This is a genomic window from Chitinophaga eiseniae, assembly GCF_900167135.1.
Lineage (GTDB): Bacteria > Bacteroidota > Bacteroidia > Chitinophagales > Chitinophagaceae > Chitinophaga > Chitinophaga eiseniae.
In genome coordinates, this window is the sequence record NZ_FUWZ01000004.1 from 368,055 (window position 1) to 392,963 (window position 24,909).

Annotated in this window: 15 protein-coding genes; 11 read left to right on the forward strand and 4 right to left on the reverse strand. The window is 51.9% G+C overall.

Annotated features, from left to right (window positions below):
• Positions 1 to 37 precede the first annotated feature (37 nt).
• Positions 38 to 1,039, forward strand: coding sequence for a PorP/SprF family type IX secretion system membrane protein (locus B5D63_RS25060; protein WP_078671597.1), 1,002 nt, complete (start codon positions 38 to 40; stop codon positions 1,037 to 1,039).
• Positions 1,040 to 1,059: 20 nt separating this feature from the next.
• On the forward strand, positions 1,060 to 2,895 hold the full coding sequence (locus B5D63_RS25065; protein WP_078671598.1) for an OmpA family protein: 1,836 nt from the start codon (positions 1,060 to 1,062) through the stop codon (positions 2,893 to 2,895).
• A gap of 72 nt (positions 2,896 to 2,967) precedes the next feature.
• On the opposite strand, the gene B5D63_RS25070 is transcribed toward B5D63_RS25065, so the two are convergent.
• Both B5D63_RS25070 and B5D63_RS25075 read right to left on the reverse strand, forming a co-directional pair.
• Entirely contained in the window at positions 2,968 to 3,498 is a 531-nt protein-coding gene (locus B5D63_RS25070) for a Crp/Fnr family transcriptional regulator (protein WP_078671599.1), read from the reverse strand.
• A 10-nt stretch (positions 3,499 to 3,508) separates the two neighbouring features.
• Complete coding sequence (locus tag B5D63_RS25075) at positions 3,509 to 3,892, reverse strand: nuclear transport factor 2 family protein (RefSeq protein WP_078671600.1); 384 nt, start codon at positions 3,890 to 3,892, stop codon at positions 3,509 to 3,511.
• A gap of 197 nt (positions 3,893 to 4,089) precedes the next feature.
• On the opposite strand from B5D63_RS25075, the gene B5D63_RS25080 reads away from it, so the two are divergent.
• Entirely contained in the window at positions 4,090 to 5,232 is a 1,143-nt protein-coding gene (locus B5D63_RS25080) for an alkene reductase (RefSeq protein ID WP_078671601.1), read from the forward strand.
• An 8-nt stretch (positions 5,233 to 5,240) separates the two neighbouring features.
• On the opposite strand, the gene B5D63_RS25085 is transcribed toward B5D63_RS25080, so the two are convergent.
• The gene (locus B5D63_RS25085; RefSeq protein WP_078671602.1) at positions 5,241 to 6,185 is read right to left on the reverse strand and encodes a hypothetical protein; all 945 of its coding nucleotides are present in this window, start codon (positions 6,183 to 6,185) and stop codon (positions 5,241 to 5,243) included.
• A 22-nt stretch (positions 6,186 to 6,207) separates the two neighbouring features.
• On the reverse strand, positions 6,208 to 6,897 hold the full coding sequence (locus B5D63_RS25090) for a hypothetical protein (protein ID WP_078671603.1): 690 nt from the start codon (positions 6,895 to 6,897) through the stop codon (positions 6,208 to 6,210).
• A 461-nt stretch (positions 6,898 to 7,358) separates the two neighbouring features.
• Here B5D63_RS25090 and B5D63_RS25095 point away from each other — a divergent pair, with 461 nt between their 5' ends.
• From B5D63_RS25095 to B5D63_RS25130, 8 genes are all read left to right on the forward strand, one after another.
• Positions 7,359 to 14,069 carry a type I polyketide synthase gene (locus B5D63_RS25095; RefSeq protein ID WP_159456151.1) on the forward strand — a complete coding sequence of 2,237 codons (6,711 nt, stop codon included), beginning with the start codon at positions 7,359 to 7,361 and terminating at the stop codon, positions 14,067 to 14,069.
• 220 nt (positions 14,070 to 14,289) lie between these two features.
• Positions 14,290 to 17,493, forward strand: a complete 3,204-nt coding sequence (locus tag B5D63_RS25100) for a zinc-dependent metalloprotease (protein ID WP_078671605.1) — start codon at positions 14,290 to 14,292, stop codon at positions 17,491 to 17,493.
• 95 nt (positions 17,494 to 17,588) lie between these two features.
• Positions 17,589 to 18,416: an AraC family transcriptional regulator gene (locus B5D63_RS25105; RefSeq protein ID WP_200817097.1), complete on the forward strand. Its 828-nt coding sequence runs from the start codon at positions 17,589 to 17,591 to the stop codon at positions 18,414 to 18,416.
• An 83-nt stretch (positions 18,417 to 18,499) separates the two neighbouring features.
• Complete coding sequence (locus tag B5D63_RS25110) at positions 18,500 to 19,609, forward strand: agmatine deiminase family protein (RefSeq protein ID WP_143313080.1); 1,110 nt, start codon at positions 18,500 to 18,502, stop codon at positions 19,607 to 19,609.
• A 207-nt stretch (positions 19,610 to 19,816) separates the two neighbouring features.
• A complete protein-coding gene (locus B5D63_RS25115; protein ID WP_078671608.1) occupies positions 19,817 to 20,212 on the forward strand; it encodes a barstar family protein in 396 nt (131 codons plus the stop codon).
• A 144-nt stretch (positions 20,213 to 20,356) separates the two neighbouring features.
• A complete protein-coding gene (locus tag B5D63_RS25120; protein WP_159456152.1) occupies positions 20,357 to 21,316 on the forward strand; it encodes a peroxiredoxin family protein in 960 nt (319 codons plus the stop codon).
• 26 nt (positions 21,317 to 21,342) lie between these two features.
• Positions 21,343 to 22,131: a hypothetical protein gene (locus tag B5D63_RS25125; RefSeq protein ID WP_078671610.1), complete on the forward strand. Its 789-nt coding sequence runs from the start codon at positions 21,343 to 21,345 to the stop codon at positions 22,129 to 22,131.
• 5 nt (positions 22,132 to 22,136) lie between these two features.
• Positions 22,137 to 24,902 (forward strand): TonB-dependent receptor, encoded by a 2,766-nt coding sequence (locus B5D63_RS25130; protein ID WP_143313081.1) that lies wholly within the window; start codon positions 22,137 to 22,139, stop codon positions 24,900 to 24,902.
• Positions 24,903 to 24,909 lie beyond the last annotated feature (7 nt).

The window sequence follows — 24,909 nt, forward strand, 5'->3', positions numbered from 1 at the left end:
GAGCTAACAATTATATCTGCTACAAAAAAAGTATAAGATGCAAACAGTACTCAGAGCGGGAATAATGGTCTTGCTACTGGCAATAAGTATGCACGGCGTGGCGCAACAGAACATACAGTTCAGCCAGTACATCTTCAACGGGTTAAGTGTTAACCCTGCCTATGCAGGCTACAAGGAAGACCTGTATGTGAACGCCATCTATCGTCACCAGTGGGCCGGGTTCCCCGGCGCACCCCGTACGGGCGGGATTTCGCTCGACGGAGTGACACCCGCCAGTGACAACAAGGTGGGGTTGGGAGTGCAGATGTTGTTTGATAAATCAGGGCCGCAAGACGCCCTGTCACTCTACGGTTCTTACTCGTATCGCATTCCGCTGGATGATGAAGATACCCGTCGCCTTTGCCTCGGTATAGGCGGCGGCGTTACCCAGTACTCCATCGACGGAACGGCGCTGCAGTATATCGATAACGAGGATGCGGCCATCCCGTTGGGCAAAAAGAGCGTATGGGTGCCGGACGCCCGTTTCGGGATCTATTACTATACGCCCCGCTTTTATGCCGGCGCGTCTGTGATGGACCTGTTTTCGCTGTATACCGACGCCACGCGCTACAACTGGAAAGGCAACAACTATTCCACGATCAGGAAAACACAGCACTTGTATATCACCACCGGTGCCATGTTTCAGCTGAGTGAAAACTTAGCGCTGAAACCTTCGATCCTGATCAAGGAAGATTTTAAAGGTCCGACCAACGTAGACATCAACGCTTTCCTGCTGATAGGCGAGAAGCTGTGGGTAGGCGCCTCCTACCGCACCGGTGTGGGACTGTGGCGTAAAACCAATCTGCAGAAAGATCTCAGTGAGCTGGACGCCGCCAGTGTGATGGTGGAGTTTTATGCCACGGAAAAACTGCGCATCGGGTATGCCTATGACCTGACTATCAACAAAATGGCCGGTTACCAGGGAGGATCACATGAAATATCACTGGGCTTTCTGATCCCGTCGAAAAATTACACCGTGAAGAACCCCCGGTATTTTTAAACCTTAGTTACTACCCGTTTATGATACGTTGTACCAGAATAATCATTCCGCTGATGTTGCTGACTGCCGTCAACCTGCACGGCCAGGAGCAGAAAAGCGTGTTGCAGTTGGCTGAAGCGGCCTATGCAAGGCAGGAGTATGCGGTGGCCGGAGCGCTCTATAACAGGATTGCCCGCCAGAAGGGGGATAGGATGCCGGTAGAGCAGCTGATGAAGATGGCCCGCAGCTTCCAGGAGATCGGTTATTACAAAGAAGCTACGGATATATTCAAGGAAATTACCAGTCGTGCTGACCGCCCGGCAGCCGCCTATTACGCCTACGGCGAAGCGCTGCGCCAGCTGGAGCAGTACGAAGAAGCCAAAGCGCAATACGCATTGTTTACCACCGCCAACGCGGACAGCCTGCAATTAAAAAGTATCGCACTGAAAAGCTGCGACAGCGCCGCTGTTTGGGTTAAACAAAGCGCACCTGTGCAGTTAAAGCCCGTCAAAGAGCTGAACACTTCCAGCTCTGACCTGGTGAGCGGCGTGGTGCAGAAAGGATTGCTGCTGATGTCCAACGGGTATCGCTCCCTGGCGCTGAGCAGCGGTTCGCAGGCGAATCCGCCCATCGACAAACGAACCGATCAGCCTTATTACAAAGCTTATATTTACCAGCAATACACCGGTGGTAACGGAGCATATCTGGAAGAACTGGTGCCTAAACTGCTGGGTAAATTTGACTACCATATCGGGCCCGTATGCATGAACCGCACAGAGGACACGCTGTACGCCACCATCAATATACAGGGCAAAGGCGTGCCTTACACAGGGAAAGGGCCTGTGAACGGCGTCCGGCATCTGCAGCTGTACCAGTCCGTGAAAAAGGATGGTAAATGGGAGCCGCTGGTCCCCCTGGCAGGTATTAACAACGAAGCCTATTCTTCCAGTCACGCAGTGCTGAGTTCCGATGGCGACATCCTGTATTTTGTATCCGACCGCCCGGGCGGACAGGGACAGACCGATATCTGGTATGCCGAAAAGCAGACCGATGGCTCCTGGGGCACGCCGGTCAACTGTGGCAGCCAGATCAATACGGTTGCGGCAGAAACATTTCCCACGGTCAATGAAGAGGGTATACTTTATTTCTCCAGCAGGGGACATGCCGGTTTAGGTGGATATGACATCTACCGGATAAAAGGAACAAAGTCAACCTGGGAAGCACCGGAGAATATGAAGTTACCGTTTAATTCCGGTGCAGACGATATCGGCCTGATCTTAAAACGCAACGGCTATGAAGGCTATATGGCATCCAGCAGACAAGGCGGTTTAGGCAGGGATGATATCTATTATTTCTCCGACCCCGATTATTTCAGCAGGGTAGGTACCGGAGAAAATAGCAGGCAGCCATCTGCGGGGGGCAATACGCAACCACCTGCCGGAGGTAACACGTTGCCGCCGGCCACGGGTGAACGTCCACGCCCGGTAGAGAGGAAACACACCGCAGAAGAGGAAACAGATAAAAAGAAACTGGAAGAGCTGAAATTCCTGTACGATTACAACAGCGCCGTGCTGCTGACAGAATCCCGCCGGATACTGGACGAAGTCGCGGCCGTGTTGAAGCGTCATCCGGAGTGGAGAGTGGTGATCGCTTCCTTTACGGATAGCCGTGGCAGTGATCAGTATAACGTCGATCTGTCTGCCCTGCGTTGTTATGCCGTGATAGACTATCTGGCCAATAAAGGCATCGATCCCAGAAGGCTCTATTACAGCAATAAAGGCGAAAAAGAGCCGGTGAACGGATGTAAGGACGGTGTGCCTTGTAAAGAAGAAGATTACAAACAGAACAGACGTTCCGAACTGCGCGTGAAGTGGTAGTTTAACGCGCTTCAACCGTAATATTACCCTGTGATATCATGACCCTGCCACCTATGGGCAGGGTCGCCTTTTTTACCTGTTTCTTATTCTGCTCAGGCTAACCGCCGTGATACCCAGGTACGACGCAATATAATGCTGAGGTATACGCAGGAGCATTTCAGGATGCTCCTGAAGCAATTTTTTATACCGGACTTCAGGCTTATCCTGTATCCGTGAAATCAACAACTGTTGATAGGCAGCCACCCGGCTGATTAAATACTGATTGAACAAGTTTAGAAAGGTGGTGTCTTTTTGCAATAAATCCATCTGCGCTTTGTCCACGGACAATAACACTGAATCTTCGAGCGCCTCAATGCTGTAGGAGCAGGGGGTGTTATAGAAAAAACTTTCGGCTGAACAAAACACATGATTTTCGAAAAGAAACTGGAAGGTAATTTCTTTTCCGTCGTTATTGGTCCATCCCCGGAGCAGGCCTTTCTTTAAATAATAAAACCTGTTGGAAGTGACGCCTTCCTGTATGATGGTGCTGCCTTTTCTGTGTTCCTCATCGCTGCCCGCTTTGAATAAAAGATTTTTTAACAGCTGTAGTTCCTTTTCATTCATGTTTGTCAGATTATACTGCTGATCCTAAATTGCTTTCACTTTTATTTCCTTCCATCAGCATGGTTAATTCATCACATTGGACCACCTTACCATCCTTTATCTGAAATTCTGCCAGCACTTTATGTTTTACCCATTCCCCGTTTTTAAGCATGCTCTTCACATAATGTCTGGTGAATACGGATGTTTCATTGCTGGCTATCCCGGCAAATTGGACTTCTGTCTCCCGGACTTTTTCCTTTAGGTTACGAATATGCTTTTTAAAGGTATCAAAATTTAACGTCTGGTCATCCACGATCTGAACGTAATCCTCGCTGAAATACTGATGAATCAGCGTTTCGTCATAATTGTTGTTTTCGATGATATCCCGGAACAATGCTTTTATAAAGTCTTTCATGCTGCTTTTTTTACAAAATTATCATGGGTACGACGATTGAAACGATAACAATTGTAAAGAAATAGCCTGCCCTGTTTTTTATCTATTATAATAATGATAGAACATTACTAATTATCTTATTTTGATGATGATTAAATTCAATGGAAATTTGCACCATCGATCTTCCCATAAGCGGCTGGTCGTAAAAAGCAAATACCATGAACACAAACATTTTTGAACCGGCAAGGATCGGTTCGCTGCAGCTGAACAACCGCATTGCGATGGCTCCTATGACAAGGGCCAGGAACGCTGACGGTATCCCCAATGACAACAACGCCCTTTACTATTCCCAGCGCGCAGGCGCCGGGCTTATTATAACTGAAGGGGTCGCTATATCCGATACCTCCAAAGGGGTACTGTACATCCCCGGACTATACACACCCGAACAGGTGGAAGGCTGGAAGAAAGTAACGGCAGCCGTGCACGCCAAAGGCAGTAAAATATTTGCCCAGCTATGGCATGTGGGCAGGGTGTCCCACACGTCCAACCAGCCTGGCGGGCAGGCGCCGGTAAGCTCCTCAGACATACAGGCGGCGCAGTCCAAAGCCTGGGGATATGATGAAAACGGCCGGGAAGGTTTTGTGACCGCCTCCAAACCCCGTGCGCTGGCGACAGAAGAAGTCGGACAGATAGCGCAGGATTTTGCCAATGCGGCGAAGAATGCTATCAAGGCAGGCTTTGACGGGGTAGAACTGCACGGCGCCAATGGTTACCTGATAGAGCAGTTTTTAAACCCGCATATCAACAACCGGACGGACCAATACGGCGGCAGCGTGGAAAACCGCAGCCGATTCCTCCTGGAAGCGATCGACGCCAGCATAGCGGCGGTAGGCGCTGCAAAAGTGGCTATCAGGCTGACGCCGTATGGCGGGCTGCATGAACTGCCGCACTATGACGATCTGGAGGCTACCTACCAGTATCTTGCGAAGGAGCTGTCCGACAGGAAAATCGCTTACATCCATATCATGGACCAGCAGTCACGCGGCAGCTTCGCGCTGCCGGATGGTTTCCTGGAAAGGTTCCGGCAGTGGTACGATGGCGTTATTATCCTGGCAGGCGGCATGGACCGGGAAAAATCTGAACGGTTGATCAACGCCGGCACCATCGACATCGCGGCTTTCGGAGAGCCGTTTATCTCCAACCCCGACCTGGTGGACCGTTTGCGGCACAACTGGCCGCAGACTCCTCCTGAAAGAGAGCTGCATTACGGTCTGACGATGCACGGTTATATTGACTGGAAGACGTACAAAGAGCAGGAAGCCTTATGCGCGCAGGAGGAACAGCAGGTATTCGGGCGTTAGAATTTCCATTAAAGGGTAAAGTCATCGATCCTCCAGCCTTGTTCCGTGTTGACAAGGCTGAGCTTTACCGCTTTTTTTACTTCGCTGCCATCAGCATAAGTGATCTTCCAGTTCTCTTCCATGGTCACTTTCGCAGTAGAAAACGTACCTGAACCGCCCAGGGAGGAGACCTTACTTATTTTCTGTCCCGTCAATAATGCGGAGAGTTTCTCCAGCGCAGTGCCATTGCAGTATTTTCGGGCGTCTTCAGGGGTATCACTTTTCAGGGTATACATAAAATATTCGGCTGTTTCCCGGGCAGACAGGTTGGAATAATAAGCGCCCGGTTCTTTCACCGGCACCAGCTCACATCGCAGTACGCCGTTGGCGCTGCTGACAATAACCTCATTCTTTCCGTATTCGGCCCGGACTATTTCTTCACGGGTGGCATTTTTGTGCTGGCTGTCTTCGAAACGGCGGATGATCTTCACCACCCTGTTCTGATGGTCGAATTCATTGATAGTGCTTTGTGTTTCTATACGGCCGGAAGACAAGAAAGTCCTTTTCTTTTCCTGCAACAGCATAAACCCCTTTGGATTGTAAACTGTTTTCACATCGCCATGCAGCTGTATCATAGAATCATCATAGCTGTATGATTCGGTCATGTTGCCGTCTGAAAACGTATAGGTAAGATCGGGATTGTCTTTCCGGTAGTCGGCGGCGGTTTCCTGCGCTACTTTATGCCAGTCTTTTCCGCCGTATGATTTTTTTACGTTCATTGTTTCATACAATACCGTATCTATATACTTTTTGATCACGTCCACATCTTTGTAGTCGAGGAACTTGTTGGTGCGGAATACCTGGAAGGCATCCACGCCGAGCAGCTGTTCTTTGGAAAGCGTGACGACGCTCTTTTGCCGGGCACAGAGGGAAACAGGGAGGCTAACGAGTAATAAAATAAAAATGTGTTTCATGTAAGGTGCAGGTATCGGTGTTTTAGTTTTTGATAAGCTCAATGTTGCCGTCTGTTCCGAATATCCGGGTGCCTTCAGGATCGGTGACGAAAAATTCCTTTTGATGTTTAACGGCACACCGGGAGAGATAGTCAAGGCAGCTCCGGCACATACTGCTGGTAGTGCCAAAAATGTCGTTACCCGAAGCGGCCATTTTCTTGGGGGCGTGGCTAAGGAAAAAAGCATTTTCGATAGGCCCCCAGTGTTTGACCGCCGGGTACCAGAAAGTGTTGCCGCTTTTTACTTGCTGTTCTTTCCACGCATCGAGGCGCAGGTTTTCGGCCACCGGTGTGATACCGGAGTCCGTCAGCAGCCATACTTCTCCCTGATGCCTGCCCGTGGTGATCAGGATCCAGTACATGCCACAGCCTTCCCTGGCGATAGGGATATTGCCATATAGCACGGCATTGATCTTTTCTTCTGCTACCTGTTCATCGTCGATATCTTCCCACACGCAGGCAGTGTCAAACGGGAAATCAACCAGTAATGTCTGTTCATATGGTGCAGTATGAAAAGGCGTACTGTTGTTTTCTGTGTATGGAATAAGTCCATAGAAGGCGAGGGGCTGCGATTGGTTCGCGTCATAAAACTGCCGGTATTGCGCGACGGTATCTAAGTAAACTGGCTTTGAAGAAGATGGGTCCTTCTTTTTAAAGTAATCAAACAATCCCATGACTTTCGGTTTTGGAGCATTCAGGTTAGGCTGATTGACAGCAGGGGCCAACAAGCTACCGGGCGTTAAGGTAGAATATAATCACCAGATATTTTTTTTTGGCTTGATATTTTTTCCTATTTTTAGTTCCGACCTGCATATTTATCTCACCGGGAAAAATGCAGGAAAAAAAGAAAAAAACTCAATAATAACCGTAACAGCCTGCTGCCTATTCTGACGCGGGCCTTTGACCAACTTGATTTGCCGCGGTCACGGATTGTTTCAACTGTAATATATTCAAGTGCTAAGTGACTGGATTCAGTATAGCGACAGCTATATCCTGTACGGTCCGGCGCCACCCCTTGCTGTCGCTGCGTTTCACGCAGCGCAGATAAATACGTATACCATCATTCAGCATGCCGCCGTTCGGAGACTGTAAGATACAGTCCTGCGGCGAAGCTATTCCCAAAAATGTATTGTTTATGAAGTACACATTGCGTCCGGATACCTTGCAACAACTGTTGACCGGACTCAAAGATGAACCCCACAAAGGCGTCACCTTTGTCGCGGGCAGCAACAACGAGGACTTCCTTTCTTACCGGCAGCTGTATGAAGACGCCTTATCATGGCTCGCCTATCTGCAGGCTAAAGGCCTCACGCCGGGGATGGAGCTGGTATTGCAGATAGAGGACAACAAAACCTTTCTGCAGGTTTTCTGGGCCTGTATCCTGGGCGCCATCATTCCTGTGCCGGTGGCCGTCACCTATGAGGGGGAAAACGCGCAGAAGCTCTTTAAGATCAGGAATGTCCTCCATAAGCCTGCACTGGCTGTGAGGCGCGCCCATGCCGAAAAACTGCTGTCAGGCGCCGCTGCCGGCCAGGATTTTGACAGTATTATTTTTACGGATGAAAAGGAAGATAACGGTCAACAAGGAGTAGTCGTTCCCGTTACCCCTGAAACCATTGCTTTCCTCCAGTTTTCATCGGGATCTACCGGCAACCCCAAAGGGGTGGTGCTCACGCATAAGAACCTTGTGACCAACGTATGGGAAGCAATTACAGCTCATCGGTTGACCGATCGGGACTGCCACCTGAGCTGGATGCCGCTCACACATGATATGGGATTGATCGGGTTTCACCTGTATCCTTCTGCCGCGGGATTAAACCATTATATCCTGCCGACGGACCTGTTTATCAGAAATCCGTTGTTATGGATGCAGAAAATAGCGGAACACCGTGTTACGGTGACCGGTTCTCCCAACTTTGGATATAAGTACTACCTGAACCAGTTTACCCCGCAAAAAGGCGAGGGGCTTGACTTCTCTTCGCTGCGGATCATCCTCAACGGTGCTGAACCGATATCCGCGCCGCTGTGCCGTCAGTTTGTAACGGTACTGGGAGATTATGGACTCGATCCCGCGGCAATGTTCCCGGGCTACGGCCTGGCGGAAGGCACACTGGAGGTCACCTTTGGGGATATCGGCGCGGCGATGACCAGCGTGTTCGTTCGCCGGGATTCGTTGGTAACCGGGCAGCCGGTGACGATCAGCTACCAGCAGGACGAGGCGGTGGAAAGTATCGAAATTGTCAACCTGGGAAAAGTCATCGGCGGCGTAGCAGTAAGTATTACCAATGATGCCGGCCGGCCGCTGGAAGACGGTCACCTGGGCCTGGTACAGATCCGGGGCGATGCGGTGACCGCGTGTTACTACAATAATGAAGCGGCAACAACGGCCGCTATCCGGAATGGCTGGCTCAATACCGGCGATACCGGTTTTATGCTGGATGGATACCTGTATATCACCGGACGTTCCAAAGACATCATCTTCGTCAACGGGATGAACGTTTTTCCGCATGATATCGAACATACGATAGAACAATGGACAGGGGTGGAAACCGGTAAAGTGGTGGCCTGTGGCGTGCCGGACGAGGACACCGGTACGGAAGCCATTGTGGTATTTACCATCCATAAATCGTCTATAGAGAAATTTCTGCCCGTTATCGCCGCTATCAAGAGCTGTGTGGCTTCCCGCCTTGGTCTGGAGGTGAAGTATGTACTGCCTGTACGGAAGGTACCTAAAACCACCAGCGGAAAAGTGAAGCGATACACTTTTGCGGAAGACTACCGGCAAGGGTTATATGCAGACGCTATCGGGGAGATAGCTGCCGCCCAACAGAAAGCGGTGTTGCTAAAGGAAACGGATACACGTAGCTTTCAGGAAGTCCGTGACTGGCTGCAGCAGTGGCTGCAACAGCGGTTTAAACTGTCAGCCGACATGCTGTCGGCCGACAGGGTATTTGCGGAGTACGGGCTCACCTCCATGCAGGCGGTCATGCTGGCGGCCGACCTGGAACAATGGCTGGGCATACCGGTGGACAAGACGCTAATCTATAACTATACAACCGCCACCGCGCTGGCGGCGTACCTTTCAGGAACATCTGATACCGGAAAAGAAGCACAGCGGCAGCAGCAGGGCGCCGATGAAAAAATTGCGGTTATCGGTATGGGATGCCGCTTCCCCGGCGCGGCAGACAGTCCCGCCGCCTTTTGGGAACTGTTGCAGCAGCAACGTAGTGGCGTTACCGTAGTACCTGAAGACCGCTGGCCGGTGGACCGTTATTACAGCACCGATGAAGACGAGACGGGGAAGATGTATACCCGGCACGGTGGATTTATCGCGCAGGCGGACCAGTTCGATCCGGTGTTTTTTGGCATCTCTCCGAGGGAGGCTGCCGCGATGGACCCCCAGCAGCGGCTGCTGCTGGAGGTCTGCTGGGAAGCAATGGAGCATGCCGGTATCCGTCCTTCTTCCCTGAGGGGCACCGACACCGGGGTGTTTGTAGGACTTGGGACCGATGACTATCAACAGATCGTGGAAGACCATACGCCGCCGGCGCTGTTCGAAGATGCTTTCAGCACGCTGGGCCTGCAGCGGAGCGTGGCGGCAGGAAGGATTGCCTACCTGTTCGATTTCCATGGTCCCGTGCTGCAGCTGGATACTGCCTGTTCCTCTTCGTTGCTGAGCGTGCATCAGGCCTGCCAGCATCTGCTGCTCGGCGAATGTTCGCTGGCACTGGCCGGCGGAGTGAACCTGATGCTCTCGCCGGACACCACGATACGGCTGTGCCGTATGAAAGCATTATCGCCCACCGGGCAATGCCACGCCTTCGATGAAACGGCGGACGGTTATGTCAGGGGGGAAGGGGCCGGTATGATCGTGCTGAAGCGCCTCAGCGATGCACAGCGGGACGGTGATACCGTGCTTGCTGTCATCAAAGGATCGGCTGTGAACCATGACGGGCAAAGCAATGGTCTTACTGCTCCCAACGGCATCGCGCAACAGCAGGTGATCCGGAAAGCCCTGCAGCAGGCAGGGGTGGAGCCGCATACCGTGCAATACGTAGAAGCGCATGGAACAGGTACCAAACTGGGCGACCCCGTGGAGGCACAGGCGTTGCATGCTGTCTACGGGCAGTCCCGCATAGCCGGTAACCCACTGTTGCTGGGCGCTGTGAAATCCAATATCGGTCACCTCGAAGCCGCGGCCGGCATCGCAGGGCTTATCAAAACAGTGCTGTCATTGCAACAGCGGCAGCTGCCCGCTACTCTCAACTTTAACACCCCCAGCAGTTATATCCCCTGGAAAGAGATGCAGTTGAAGGTGGTGGACCGGCCGACCGCCTGGCCCACCGTTAGTACCCCCAGACGTGCGGCCATCAGCTCTTTCGGACTTAGCGGCACCAATGTGCATGTGATACTCGAAGAAGCACCCGTGCTAACTGCCAAAGACGTAGTACCGGCGCCGTTAGTACAGCGACCCTCCTGGCCATTGACATTGTCCGCCAAATCGCCGGCGGCCTTACAATCACTGGCGGCGCGTTACGCCGCTGCGCTGGAAACTACGACAGATACATTGGCGGATATTGCCTGCAGTACTTTCACCACGAGAGATGCCTTCCCTTATCGCATCGCCTTTTCTGCGGCGGCGATAGACGAAGCGGCGCGCCGCCTCCGGGCTTACCACGAAAACGCCTATACGGAGGAGGTGCTGTCCGGCAGGGTGCAGCCCCGCGATGGACAGCTGGTATGGCTTTTCACCGGCGGCGGCTCGCAGTACTGGAACATGGGCATCGAATTATATGAACACAACGCTGTCTTCCGCCAGGTGATAGATCATTGTGACAGCTGGCTGGAAGCACGGTGGGGCATCTCCCTGACTACCCTGCTGTATAAAATGGAGAGAGAGGCGTCCAATGAGTTGTTGTTGCAGATGACCTATTTCCAGCCGGCCATCTATGTTATTTCCTGTGCGCTGGCCGAAGTGTGGAAGTCATGGGGCCTCTCGCCGGCGATCGTTGCCGGACATAGCGTAGGCGAATATGCCGCCGCCTATGTGGCAGGCGTGTTCAGCCTGGACGATGGCCTGAAGCTGGTCACCGAAAGAGCGCGGCTGATGCAGGCGGTGAAAGAGCCGGGCGCTATGGCGACCGTCTTCGCACCGGTGGAAGAGGTGGCCGCCATGATACAACCATACGGAAATGATCTGGCGATTGCGGCAGTAAACGGACCGGCGCTGACAGTGATCTCCGGAAAAAAACAGGCGGTAGCCGACATGCTGGTATCGCTGAAAGAAGCTGGTGTCGACAGCCGCCCGCTCCTGATAGCCCATGCTTCCCACTCTCCGTTGATGGAGGTGATGCTGGACGAGTTCCGCGAAGTGGCCCGGCAAATTGATTTCCGGCCGTCACGGCTGCAGCTGATTTCCAATATCACCGGGGAGGTGATGACGGAAACAGCAGACCACCGCTACTGGTGCGATCAGATTGTTTCGCCGGTGATGTTCGCCAAAAGCATACAGACGATCTCCCGGCTGGGTGGCGATATCCTGATGGAGTTGGGGCCACAGCCCAACCTGCTGTCGATGGTGCAGCTTACCGCGGAATATGCAGAGGACTGCCTGTTGCCCTGTATGAAGATCGGTCATTCCGCCTGGGATATGATGCTGCAGGCACTGCTGACACTGTATGTGAAAGGACTGCCGGTACAGCCGCAACTGCTGTTTGCTCAACAGGGGCACCGCAAAGTCAGCCTCCCTGCCTATACGTTTAACCGTCAGCGTTACTGGGCCTTTGAAAAAGAAATATCACCTGTTACTCATCCGCCATACGAACAAAAAAGCAAGATTATGACCGACACTCCTCACGCATCTTCCCAGCGTACCGCCATACTGCGGGATGTTACCGACATCTTCAGCAGTCTGCTGAAGTTGCCCGCCGCTGATATTGACATACACGCCCGTTTCCTGGAGATGGGCGCCGACTCGCTGGTGCTGGCGAGCGCCATCAGAAGGATCGAGAAAAAATATGACGTCAATTTCAGCATCCGCCAGCTGTTTGAAACACTGACGACTATCCAGCTGATGACGGATTATATCGCCGCAGGTATACCGGAAGCCGCGGCAGCACCGTCGCCGGCGCCGGGCGCCGTAGTAGCGGAGGTGCCAGCCGTGACATCGGTGATAAAACCGGCCGCGCCGGCTCCTGCTAAAACCAATGGCGCAGTACCTCATTCCTCCCCGGCAGATCCGGCCGTGTCGCAGCGTTTATTCGATTTCCTCGAACAGCAGCTGGTGCTGTTGTCGCAGCACCTGGGCACGACGGGGCATCTGCCGCAGGAAACAGTAACAGGCGTAAAGACCAACGGGAACGGCACAACGGCGCCGGCCACAGTAGTAGAAGTAACGAAAGCACCGGTGCAGCACCGTTCTATCTTCCCCAGGATGGAGACCCGCCCCGGGCAGTCGGGCTACAGCGCGGAACAGCAGCAATACCTCGATGCGTTCATCCGCCGGTATAATCTTAAAACACAAAAATCAAAAGCGCATACACAGCAATACCGGCCGGTGTTAACAGATAACCGTGCTTCCGCGGGGTTCCGGTTCTCTACCAAGGAACTGGTATATCCCATACAGGCGGCCTCGTCGGCTGGCGCTACCATCACGGACCTGGACGGTAACACCTACATCGACCTGGCGATGGGCTTCGGCGTGGACCTGCTGGGCCACTGCCCGCCGGTGATCATCAATGCGCTTCAGCAGCAGCTGCAACAAGGCTTCCAGCTGGGGCCGCAAACGCCGCTCGCCGGCCAGGTAGCTGAACTGGTGACATCGCTCACCGGCACGGAACGCGCCAGCTTCCATAACTCCGGCACCGAAGCGGTGATGACCGCCGTGAGGCTGGCCCGCACCGTTACCGGCAGAAAAAAGGTCGCCGTTTTCGCCGGCTCCTATCACGGTCACTTCGATGGCACTTTAGCCGCCCCTGAAGACCTGGAGAGAAGTCACGCAGGCGTGCCTATGGCCGCGGGCATCGTTCATAATATGGTGGCTGACGTACTGGTGTTTGACTATCATCATCCCGATGTAGTGGAGCAGATACGCGCCCATAAACAGGAACTGGCGGCCGTACTGGTAGAACCGGTACAGAGCCGCAAGCCGGGGTATCAGCCCAAAGCGCTGCTGCATGCGCTGCGGGATATGACCGCCGCAGAAGACATCGCGCTGATCTTTGACGAGATGATCACCGGTTTCCGTATTCATCCAGGCGGCGCACAGGCGTATTTTGGCGTACGTGCTGACCTGGCCACCTATGGCAAGATAGCGGGCGGCGGGTTACCGATAGGTATCATCGCCGGCTCCCGTAAGTATATGGACGCGCTGGACGGCGGTATGTGGCAGTATGGCGATGACTCCTATCCTGCCACCGATACCACCTTTTTTGCCGGTACCTTCTGCAAGCATCCGCTGAGCATGTCGGCCACGCTGGCACTACTGAAAGAACTACAGCAGCGGGGCCCTGCGTTGCAGGAACAGCTGAACGTCCGCACCACTAAGCTGGTCAGCGAGTTATCGGCCTTCCTGAAAGAAAACAACGTGCCTATGGACGTACATAATTTCGGGTCGCTGTTTTATTTCGCCATCACGTCCAATATGGACCTCTTTTTCTATCATCTGCTGGAGAAAGGCGTATATATCTGGGAGGGAAGGACCTGCTTCCTGTCAGATGCCCATACGGACGAACATGTGCGTCAGATCACAAAAGCCGTAAAGGAAAGTGTACGGGAGCTGCAGCAGGCAGGATTCCTGCCGAAGCCTGCAAAAGCGGCGCCCAAAGGGAAAACGGTAGTCTTATAATATAAGATCCCCCCTTCATATACAGGCGGTTGTCTCCAAAATATGGAGACAGCCGCTTTTTCTTTGGAGAAAAAGCAGTCGTGTATTTCTGCCGCAGAGAGTTCTGCTACATTTATGTAAACAACCATCAACAACCATTATTCACAAAAACCGATTCAAACCCAGAGCACTAAACTATATCTATATAAACAACCCTTTTTTACCAAAATCTGAACTACCAATGAAAAAAGTTTTACTTCTCGCAACAGCATTGTTGTGTAGTACCCTATCGTATGCGCAGGACTACTGGCGGCCGCATACCGATGTCGCCAGGATCGCCACCGACAAGGCCGTGGCGCGCCTCGCCTTTCCCGCTCAATACAAATTGTTTGACCTGAACATGACGCCACTGCGAAGAGACGCATTCAGGACAGTAGGCAACGCCGCATCACAGGCGGTCATCATTTCCTTGCCGAATGCAGATGGAGAAATTGAACAGTACCAGATAGTGGAAGCTTCCAATTTCGAACCGGCGCTGCAAGCCCAATTCCCGGAGATAAGAGCATTTTCCGGAAAAGGTATTACCGACAAAAACGCGACCCTGAAGCTGAGCATTTCCCCGCAGGGGTTACAGGCCATGGTTTTCCGTACGGAAAAACAAAATGAGTTCATTGAACCTTATTCTGCTGACCATACGGTGTACGCCGTATTCAAAAAACAACCGAAGACTTTACCGTGGAAATGTTCCACGCCCGAGCAGAAGCTGGCGTCCAGCATCGGTAACCAGGTAGGTACTGTGGCGCGTTCTACCGGCGATGCCAAAACGATGCGGCTGGCGCAATCGGTAACGGCGGAATACTCCAACTATTTCGGGGCTACCAGCGCCTCACAGGTATCACTGGTACTGGCAGCGATCAACGCCACGCTGACCCGTTGTAACGGCGTTTATGAAAAAGACCTGGCACTGCATCTCAACCTGATTGCGGCCAGCACCAACGTGATTTATTACGATCCGAGCACAGACCCCTATTCCTCCGCCAGCTCAGGCGCGGGAGGAGCATGGAACAGTGAATTACAGAACACCCTCAACACAAAAATCGGAGCAGCGAACTATGATATCGGCCACCTGTTCGGTGCATCCGGCGGTGGCGGCAACGCCGGTTGCATCGGCTGTATTTGTGTCGACAACTCCAAAGGCAGCGGTTTTACCTCTCCTGCCGACAACGTTCCACAAGGCGATAATTTCGATATCGACTATGTGGTGCATGAAGTGGGTCACCAGCTGGGCGCCAACCACACTTTCTCCATGAGCAACGAAGGCACCGGCGTGAACGTGGAACCTGGCTCCGGCATCACCATTATGGGGTATGCCGGTATTACCAACCAGGACCTGGCGCCTCACTCCATCGCTTTCTATCATGCCGCTTCCATCGCGCAGATCCAGTCCAACCTTTCCGGTAAGACCTGCCCGGTAACGACCAGCATCTCCGGCACCAACGCCACCCCGGTGGTGAATGCCGGTGGTAACTTTACCATTCCCATCAACACCCCGTTTGCCCTCACCGGCTCTGCAACAGATGCCAATGCCGGCGATGTGCTGACGTATTCCTGGGAACAGAACGATAACGCCACGTCTTCTCAGACAGGCAGCTCCAGCGTAGCCAGCGCCGCCAAAGCGTCCGGCCCCAACTGGATTTCCTATGCGCCTGTTACCACACCGGTAAGGTATTTTCCCAAACTGGCAACCATCCTCGCCGGCGGTTTAATATCCGGTCCCTTGACCGGCGGAGATGCCGGCGCTAATACAGAAGCACTAAGCTCCGTTTCCAGGACATTGAAGTTCCGTTTAACGGTAAGAGACAACGCGCCGTACAGTTCTACAGCGCCGGTGAGCATCGGGCAGACCAACTTCGCGGATGCCACGATCACCGTTAGCAACACCTCCGGGCCTTTTACCGTGACTGCCCCCAATACCAACGTATCATGGGCCGGTAATTCATCGCAGACCGTCACCTGGAACGTGGCCAATACAACAGCGGCGCCTGTCAGCACCGCCAACGTAAAAATATCTATCTCTACCGACGGCGGTAACACCTTCAGCACCCTGGTGGCCAGCACTCCTAACGATGGCAGCGAAGCGGTAACGATTCCCAATACGCCCACCACCACCGCCAGGATAAAAGTGGAAGCGGTAGGTAATATCTTCTTTGATATCTCCAATACCAACTTCACCATTACCGCCGGCTCCGGTTGCGCTGCCCCGGGCGGACTGGCAGCTTCCGCTATTACCACCACCTCGGCTACCATAGAATGGACCGCTGTGAGCGGTGCGGTATCGTATGATGTGGATTACAAAGCCACTACCTCCGGTACATGGACCAACGTGGCCACCGGAACGACAGCCGTTTCTGCCAGTCTCACCGGTCTTACCACCGGGACCACCTACGATTACCGGATAAGGACCAATTGCAGCAGTGGTAGCAGCACTTATTCAACGGCGCAGTTTACCACTACGTCAACAGGCAGCTGTAACGCACCGACCGGCTTAACCAGCTCCGGTGTGACCGCTGCCGGCGCTACCGTTAGCTGGGCAGCTGTGAGCGGCGCCGTAAGCTATGATGTGGATTATAAGCCCAATGCTTCTTCCACATGGACCAATGCCGCCACTGCCACCACTTCCTTGTCGGTTAATTTAAGCGGTTTAACGTCCATTACCTTGTATGACTGGAGAGTAAGGACCAACTGCTCAAGCGGCAACAGTAGTTATGCAGCGGCGCAATTCACCACTTTAACGTCCTCCGGTTGCGCCAACCCGTTGGATAATTCCACCAACGATACCCGGCCTGGCGCTGCCACTATTCCGTTTAATACCGATGTTACCGGGCTGATCAGCCCAAGTGGTGATATCGATCACTATAAATTTGTGATCACCACCAGAGGTACTATTACTATTACTCTGAAGACGCTGCCTGGCGACTATGACCTGAAACTGTTGAACAGCGCAGGGTCCCAGGTGGCCATTTCGCAGGCAGCGGGTACCAGCAATGAAACCATCAGCAGAACAGTAGCCGCAGGTACTTACTATGCACAGGTGTACGGTTACAGTGGCGCCAACAGCCCCACTTCCTGCTATACCCTGCGGGTACAGACAGGTACCGCCAGCCGGGGAGAAGAAGCTGTGATTGGTAAAGATGTGATCACCAAAGAGCAGAAAGTGGATGTATTCCCTAACCCGGTCAACAACATTATGAACATTAACCTGACAGGGTTTACAGGAAAAACAGAAGTGAGCCTGCTGGATGTAAATGGTCGCGAGGTATTGCGTCGTGAAGTAGGCATCGTTAATACTCAGCTGGACATTTCGTCCCTGCCTCCGGGTGTGTACCTGGTAAGAGTGAAGAACGGCGTAAAACAGGTGTATCTGAAAAAGATTGTTAAACAATAGAACACACAGGATCTGATAAACAAACAGGGCGCCTCTTTACGGGAGGCGCCCTGTTTGTTTATCAGAATTATTTTAATTTTAGGAAAATACAGGAAATGGATACCGGTCATCTGGTCAGGGTATATGATACCCTGCATTTTATCGAACAGCACTATCACCGGCTTATTTCCATCAAAGAGCTGGAACAGGTATCTCACTACTCGTACCGGAATATCCAGCGGATATTTAAATATACCTGCGGAGAAACCATCGGCGCTTACCAGCAGCGGTTGAAGGTAGAGAATGCGTATAAGATGATCCTGTACACCCGGGAAACGCTTTCTTCTATTGCGCTGGAGGTTGGGTTTGCCAATGTAGCTTCGTTTTCCAAGGCCTTCCGGCAGCATTTCGGGATGGCGCCCAGTGAGGCCAGGGAGCGTAAATTGCCGCTGCTGGCCCGGGCGGAGATCGTGCCGCTGGAAACAGAAGAACGGCTGATACCGGAAATCATCTACGTACCGCCGGTTACTGTCTATTATCAAAGCGCTTTTATCGATTATAACCATGCAGCGGTGGAAGAACTGTGGGAGCAGTTGATGGCGCATCAGTTTACCGCGCCCGGAACGGAATTCTATGGCGTTGTGGCCGATGAACCGTTGATACGGGAAAGCCTGGCATGCCGGTACGATGCCTGTGCCTCCAGGCAGGCAGAGAAAGGCGTACTGCCATCAAAAACAATTCCGGCGGGCAGATATGCCTGTTTTATGCACTATGGCAGTTATGAAACCATAGAGGAGACCTATGGGAAAATTTACGCTGGCTGGATACTGGAAACCAGGCTGGAATTCGCCCCGACGCCCATCATCGAAAAATATATAAAACACCCCGATAATACTACTGCCGTAGAAGAACAGGAAACAGCGATATGGCTGCCGCTTCAATAAGATTGTCAATTCCGGACAACAGGATGGGAAAATGCTGTGATAGTTTTGTGCTATCAAAATTTTAGCTTTTAATGACAAACAAAATGACAACAACACTGATGGTCCTTTCTGCGCTGATAATGTCCTGTGGCAAGGAGGATACCGGCGCTCCCGTGTCCCCGGCGGACACCACTGTTTTGTACCGCATGCCGGAAGAAGCGGCGCCACATGAAGGCACCTGGTTGCAGTGGCCGCACGAGTATCAATATGGAAAAGCCTACAGGAACAGGCTGGACGCTACCTGGACCGCCATGACGCAGGCGCTGGTACCGGGGGAGAAAGTGCACCTGATCGTGTATGACCAGGATGAAAAAGAGCGGGTCACCGAACTGCTGCAAAACGCACAGGTGCCGCTGACAAACGTGGATTTTACCGTCCATCCCACAGACGACGTATGGGTACGGGATAACGGGCCCATATTTGTAAAAGACAAACAGGGGCGGCTGGTGATGGAAGACTGGGGTTTTAATGGATGGGGCAACAAAGCCGCTTTCGATAATTGCGACAGGATCCCGGAGGTTATCGCGGCCAACAGCGGTATACAGCGTATAGACCTCAATAAGGTAATGATCAACGAAGGCGGCAGCGTGGAAATGGACGGCAGCGGCGTGCTGATGGCCTGCAAAAGTTCCATACTGAATACTAACCGTAACCCTGGCATGACACAGCAGGAGGCGGAAGCGCTGTTTACGAAGTACCTGGGCGTTACCCGGTTCATCTGGCTGGAAGGGCGTGCCGGCCTGGATATTACGGATATGCATATTGATGGCTTTGCCCGCTTTGCCGACGGCAACACGATCATCACCATGTCGGAAGAAGACCTGGATTACTGGCAGGTGCCCCAGCAGGACATCCGCCGGCTGTACCAGGCGGTCAACAGCCATGACGCTGCTTACAAGTTCGTGAAGGTACCGCTGACCCGGAATAATGTGGTGACCACCTACGGGAAAAATGTAGGAAAAGGATCGTATATCAATTTCTATATCGCTAATAATACGGTGCTGGTGCCCAATTACAATGACCCCAACGATGCTGTGGCGAATAATATTATCCAGGCGCTGTATCCGGGAAGGAAAGTGGTAGGGATAGATTGCCGCAACCTGTTTGCTAACGGAGGAATGGTACACTGCGTAACGCAGCAGCAACCCAGGTAGTGTTCAACGGTCAGCTGTGTTTAAACAGTTGGGCAAGCAGCTCGACAATGATACAGGCAACAAATATAACAGCTTTCAGGTTCTTTCTTAAATACGGCATGGATAGTAGTTTAAACAGCTAAAAAGCTTTCGTTTTCCCAATATACAAAAAAAATCCGGAAAACCAAAGTGCCTGTATTTCACTACCTTGGCTGCAGAATACTTCGTATGCAGCAAAAACAGTTCATCATAGAAGGAAGCCGGATCAATACCATTACAGACTTCTATACGGAAATAAACCGTTTATTCATGGCAGGGGAGGACTGGAAACTGGGCAACAGCCTGGATGGCTTTAATGACCTGCTGCACGGCGGTTTTGGGGCAATCGCCGGAGAGGAGGCGATTGTGCTTGTCTGGAAAGACATCGCGCATAGTAAGGCGGCATTGGGAGTCGACGCCACCCGGAAGTATTATGAAGAGAAGCTATTGCCGGACTCACCGTTTAACCAGCGGCATTTTAAAGAAAAGCTGACGGAATTGAACATGGGCGGCGGCCAGACTTATTTTGATATCCTGATGGAAATTATTGCAGACCATCCCAATATCAGGATCGTTACTGCCTGACTAGACAATTAAAATAACGCTGAAAGCAGTGTAAAAAAGGATTTCTTCCTTTTTTTACACTGCTTTTTTTATTGCCTTCACCCTTTTTGTTATCGCCGGTGCCTGTATAATTTATATCAACCATTATCACATTTAGCGATGATTATGAAAAGAATAGCTCTATGGGGAATGCTGCTGCTTCCTCTGGCAGGAATTTGCCGGCAACAGGACACTAAAGACAGCACGGCAGGAATGTTCGATCTGGAACCCGGTTTGGTGATGACTTTTTTATCCAAAGACAGTGTTGACAAAAAAGAGGTGCTTCGGGACATTGAGGTGTTGAATATCCTGTTGCGGAAGGACATCGGAGAGGCGGAAATGATCAGACAATTGCAGGTAATAGACCGGGTAAAGGACAGCGTGGCCTTCTATAATTTTGTTACAACGAAGCCTGCGGCCCTCTACCGTGAAAAACGTATTATGATGCAGCAATTTGTGGAAGCGCATCCCGATTCTTATGTCAGCCTGTATGAACTGGACTACAATCACGGAATGTACAGCGCAGACAGCTATGCTGTTGCTTATGGAAAGTTAAGCAACAGGCTGAAGAACACGCAGGCGGCGAAAAAAATCCGGGACAGGATCGCGTATTTAAAACAGATAGCACTTACCGGTATGCAGGCGCCGGATTTCACCCGTAAAAATCAATATCGTAAAACCGTTCGCCTGAGCGATTACAAAGGGAAATTAGTCATTCTGGACTTCTGGGGCAGCTGGTGCGGCGCCTGCCGCCAGAGCCATCCTCATCTAAAAGAGTTGTATGCTGCATATAAAGACAAAGGGTTGGAGATCGTGGCTGTGGCCAACGAAAACGTACATGGGGATAAAACACCGCTGGACAAAGCGACCTCCAACTGGCTGGGGGCCATCAAAAAAGACGGGGTGGACTGGGTACATGTACTGAACGACGAAGGATCGGGAGGGATAGATATTGTGAAAGCCTTCCGGGTAACTTCTTATCCCACCAAGTTTCTGCTGGACAAGGACGGTAAAGTGCTGTTGCGTATAGAAGACGGGTTGAACGTGGAAATAGACCAGCTGGTCAAATCTATGCTGGAGAAGTAGACTCATTTAGAACCTGATACTGTACCATGAAAAAATTACACGTTCAATTGTTGCTCCGGCGTCTCTGGTGCCTGTTATTTTTAGGTTTTTGTCTGACGGATGTCTGCCGGGCACAATCTTCTCCGCCGGGCAACGTGGTCATTGATGGCCAGCTGAAGGAGTGGGGAGATACTTTACGCTACTACGACAAGGCGGCCCGCCTTTACTACGATGTACATAATGACCATGATTTCCTGTATATCGCGCTGCGGCGTCCTAAGCATGCCTGGAAGATAGTACTGGCAGAGCGGATGTCATTTGAGATCAGCAAAGACAAGGACGATAAGGACGGCCTTAAAATTTTTTATCCGGGACACTTTACTTTGAATAAGGACGATATGTGGAACTTTCTCGAAGTTAAAAGAGCGGGTGGGCAGTCCTTTGATACATTGACGATCTACAATGATTACGGGTTACAGGCTGCTGGCGGATTCTGGGAGCAGGAACAGAAAACCCGCAAATCGTCGGCCGGTGATATGTTGTTGTCTGCCGTCCCTGCTTCGGTCAATGGTATGCCGTCAACAACAGAAGCGCCCAAAGAGACGGTTACCGGTATTGTGGGAGCCGATTGTGAGTTGGCCATTCCCATGAAACTGCTGCCGGCAACAAGCGGTGCGGTCTATATACAGATTGTTATCCCCGGAGAAAAAGATATTGTGGCCGCGCTTAACGGCGTGGGGTACCTGGCCGGGTTTAACATGGAGCGAGGTACACCGGAAGCTGTCGATGATCTCATGGTCGAATCAAAATTATCCATTACCTATCGCCTAAAATAAGTCGCTTGCAGAAGAGATTACTACTCGCTCTATTTTTATTGCTAATGCCTGTTGCCGTACTGCTGGCGCAGGTGTACGAAAAACCGCCGGCTAGGTTGTTGCCCGTCCGGAGGGTGAATGGTGTCGTCCGGGACAGTTTGGGCAGAAACATCCGTGCGGCGGCAGTACGGTTGGTATCCCCGAAGGATACCCTGCATGTGGTGACGTCTGAACATGGGGTTTTTAATTTCCCGGTGGTACGGAGTGAAAGCTTTACCCTGGAGGTGCAGGTCATGAGCTACCGTCCTTACCGCAAGAAATATTTCCTGAACGATACCAAACCTATCCTCGTATTACCGCCGGTAGTGATGGGATCCGGTATGGTGCAGTTGAAAGAGGTGGCGGTGACCACTACGAGAGGGCCGCAGGAGAGAGGCGATACGACCGAGTTCTGGGCAAAGGATTACGTTGTGCGTGACTTTGCCCGGCTGGAAGACATGCTGAAGAAGATGGAAGGCTTCCGGACAGATGCCAACGGGCAATTGACTTTCCGGGGTAAACCGATCAACAAGGCACTCTTTAACGGCGCCAGGTACTTCAATGGCGATGTTGCCGCTGCCATCAAAGAACTGCCGGCGGACATAGTGGAACGTATACAAGTGATCCAGGATAATGAAAGCGGAACGGGGCCAAGGTTGTCCAAATCGGAGCCTGCCTCCCAGACGTTGAACGTGGTCACCAAAGCCGATAAGTCCGCCGGCCGGATGTACCAGGTGGTGGCAGAAGGCGGCACGCAGGACCGTTACCGGGCGGGCGGTTCCGCCAAATCCATCGACGGATGGAAACAATGGAGCCTTTCAGCTTCGGCCAGCCAGGAGCCGCTGGGCATCATATCCGGAGACCCGGTGGGGACCATCAGCGGTATGGGAACTCCTTTTTCAGCAAGCGGCGGCGGTTCAGGAGGAAGAGGGAAAGTCCTGGCAGCACAAATGCATTATGGCAATACAGTCGGCAAATTGAATTTTGGCGTGAACTACGCCATTGCACGCAAACAAAATGTGAGTGAAGTGGAAAGCATCTCGGAAGAGTTTTATAAAGAAGGCAGCCTGAAGAGAAGTACCAAGAGGGCCGCCCACAGCACTTTTACGGACCAAACGCTGACGCTCAGCGCAACTGTCAACAAAAGTGATTTCAATATGATGACAACCGCCACCGCCACCATGTCCCACAATGAAAATGATAATGGCAGCGAAATACGCCAGTCAGGAATACTACGGAATTTGCAACGGATGTCGTCCGGAAATACAATAGAGATGCCTTCCTATAACGTGGCTTCTTTTATGACATTTTTTTCCAGCCGTAAAATTAAACTAACGCTGAACGTCAGCAGCGGCAATAAGGGGATGACAAGCGCCGGCCATGATAATACGGATACCTACGGGGACAATACCGCTAAAGCAGATAGTTCCCTCTACCTGTTGCAACGGCAGAAAAGCAACACATGGTTTAACGCCATAAGGGCAACACTGGCTTACTCATGGCGGCAGCAATTCACTTTCCTGCTAAACGTAAACCCTTCCCAGAGTAAAACTACTGATGTCAACTACCGGGACCAGGTAACACCTGGACAGGAGATAAAGCAGCTGAACGAATTGAGTAACGACAATATGCTCAGAGCGTACAAGTTGCCGGCCAGCCTGTCTGTGAAGTACAACTACAAGGAGAAAATTTCACTGGAGCTGACAGGCAGGTACGAGATCAACTGGCAACGCACGAAGTTATATTTAAAAGAACTGGATCTTTCTACCCGCACCGGCGCTTTCCTGCCATCGCTGACGCTGGATTACAGGCCATCTGCAGCAGGAAACGCGTCGGCCGGCTACAACCGGGAGATACGCCTACCCTCCCTGTTGCAGCTCAATGACAAGCCTTACTTCGTTACACCGTTCGATGTGGTGATCGGTAATAGGGCGCTGGTGGCCGGGATGGTAGATAACTGGCATCTGAGGGGAAATTATACCTTTTTCAAAGTGGGCATATCCGTTTCAGGAGAACTGAGCTATAGCCAGCTGCACAACGATATCGGAACAAACAGGCTGGTTAGGGTAGATACGGTGACCAGGACAATACGCACCGAAACCTATTACCTCAATATGAAGGGAGGCAATACTAAAAACGCTTCTTATTCCCTGTCGAAAAATTTAAGAGGGATGAATGTGACCCTGGGCCTCAGCGGTCACCTGATGTGGGGAAAACAGCTATATCTGGCCGACGGTCAGCTGGCGACTACCCTGCAACGGAATATGTATCAAGGGCTCACGGCTTCCTTTACGCCGGTAAAATGGCTGGATGTTGCTTCAGGAGTGATATATAACGGCTACAACAACATCAACTCGTTGCAAGCCGGCCGCCCTTTGTATAACAATGAATTTAACGTATTGCTAAAAGGAGGTGTTTTTTTGCCGGCAGATATTAAAATCAATATCAGCGGCAAACAAAATATCGTCAGGGCCAGCAGTCTGCCCGGCACATTGCATCCGCTGGTGATCAACGCTAACATTGAAAAACGTTTCCTGAAGAAAAAAGACGCTGTTGTTAGTTTTGTGGTGATGGATATGCTACGGCAGAACAACTATAACGTTATCGCACAAACGGTCACTGGTTATTCCAATGCGGTGTCTGCTGTGGACAGCCGGTATTTCCTGGTGCAGCTGGCATGGTACCCGCAGCGTTTCACTAAGAGCAAAGCCGCAGGCGGTGCGAGAAGGGGAGATGGTAGTTTCGTAAAATAAACCTTTC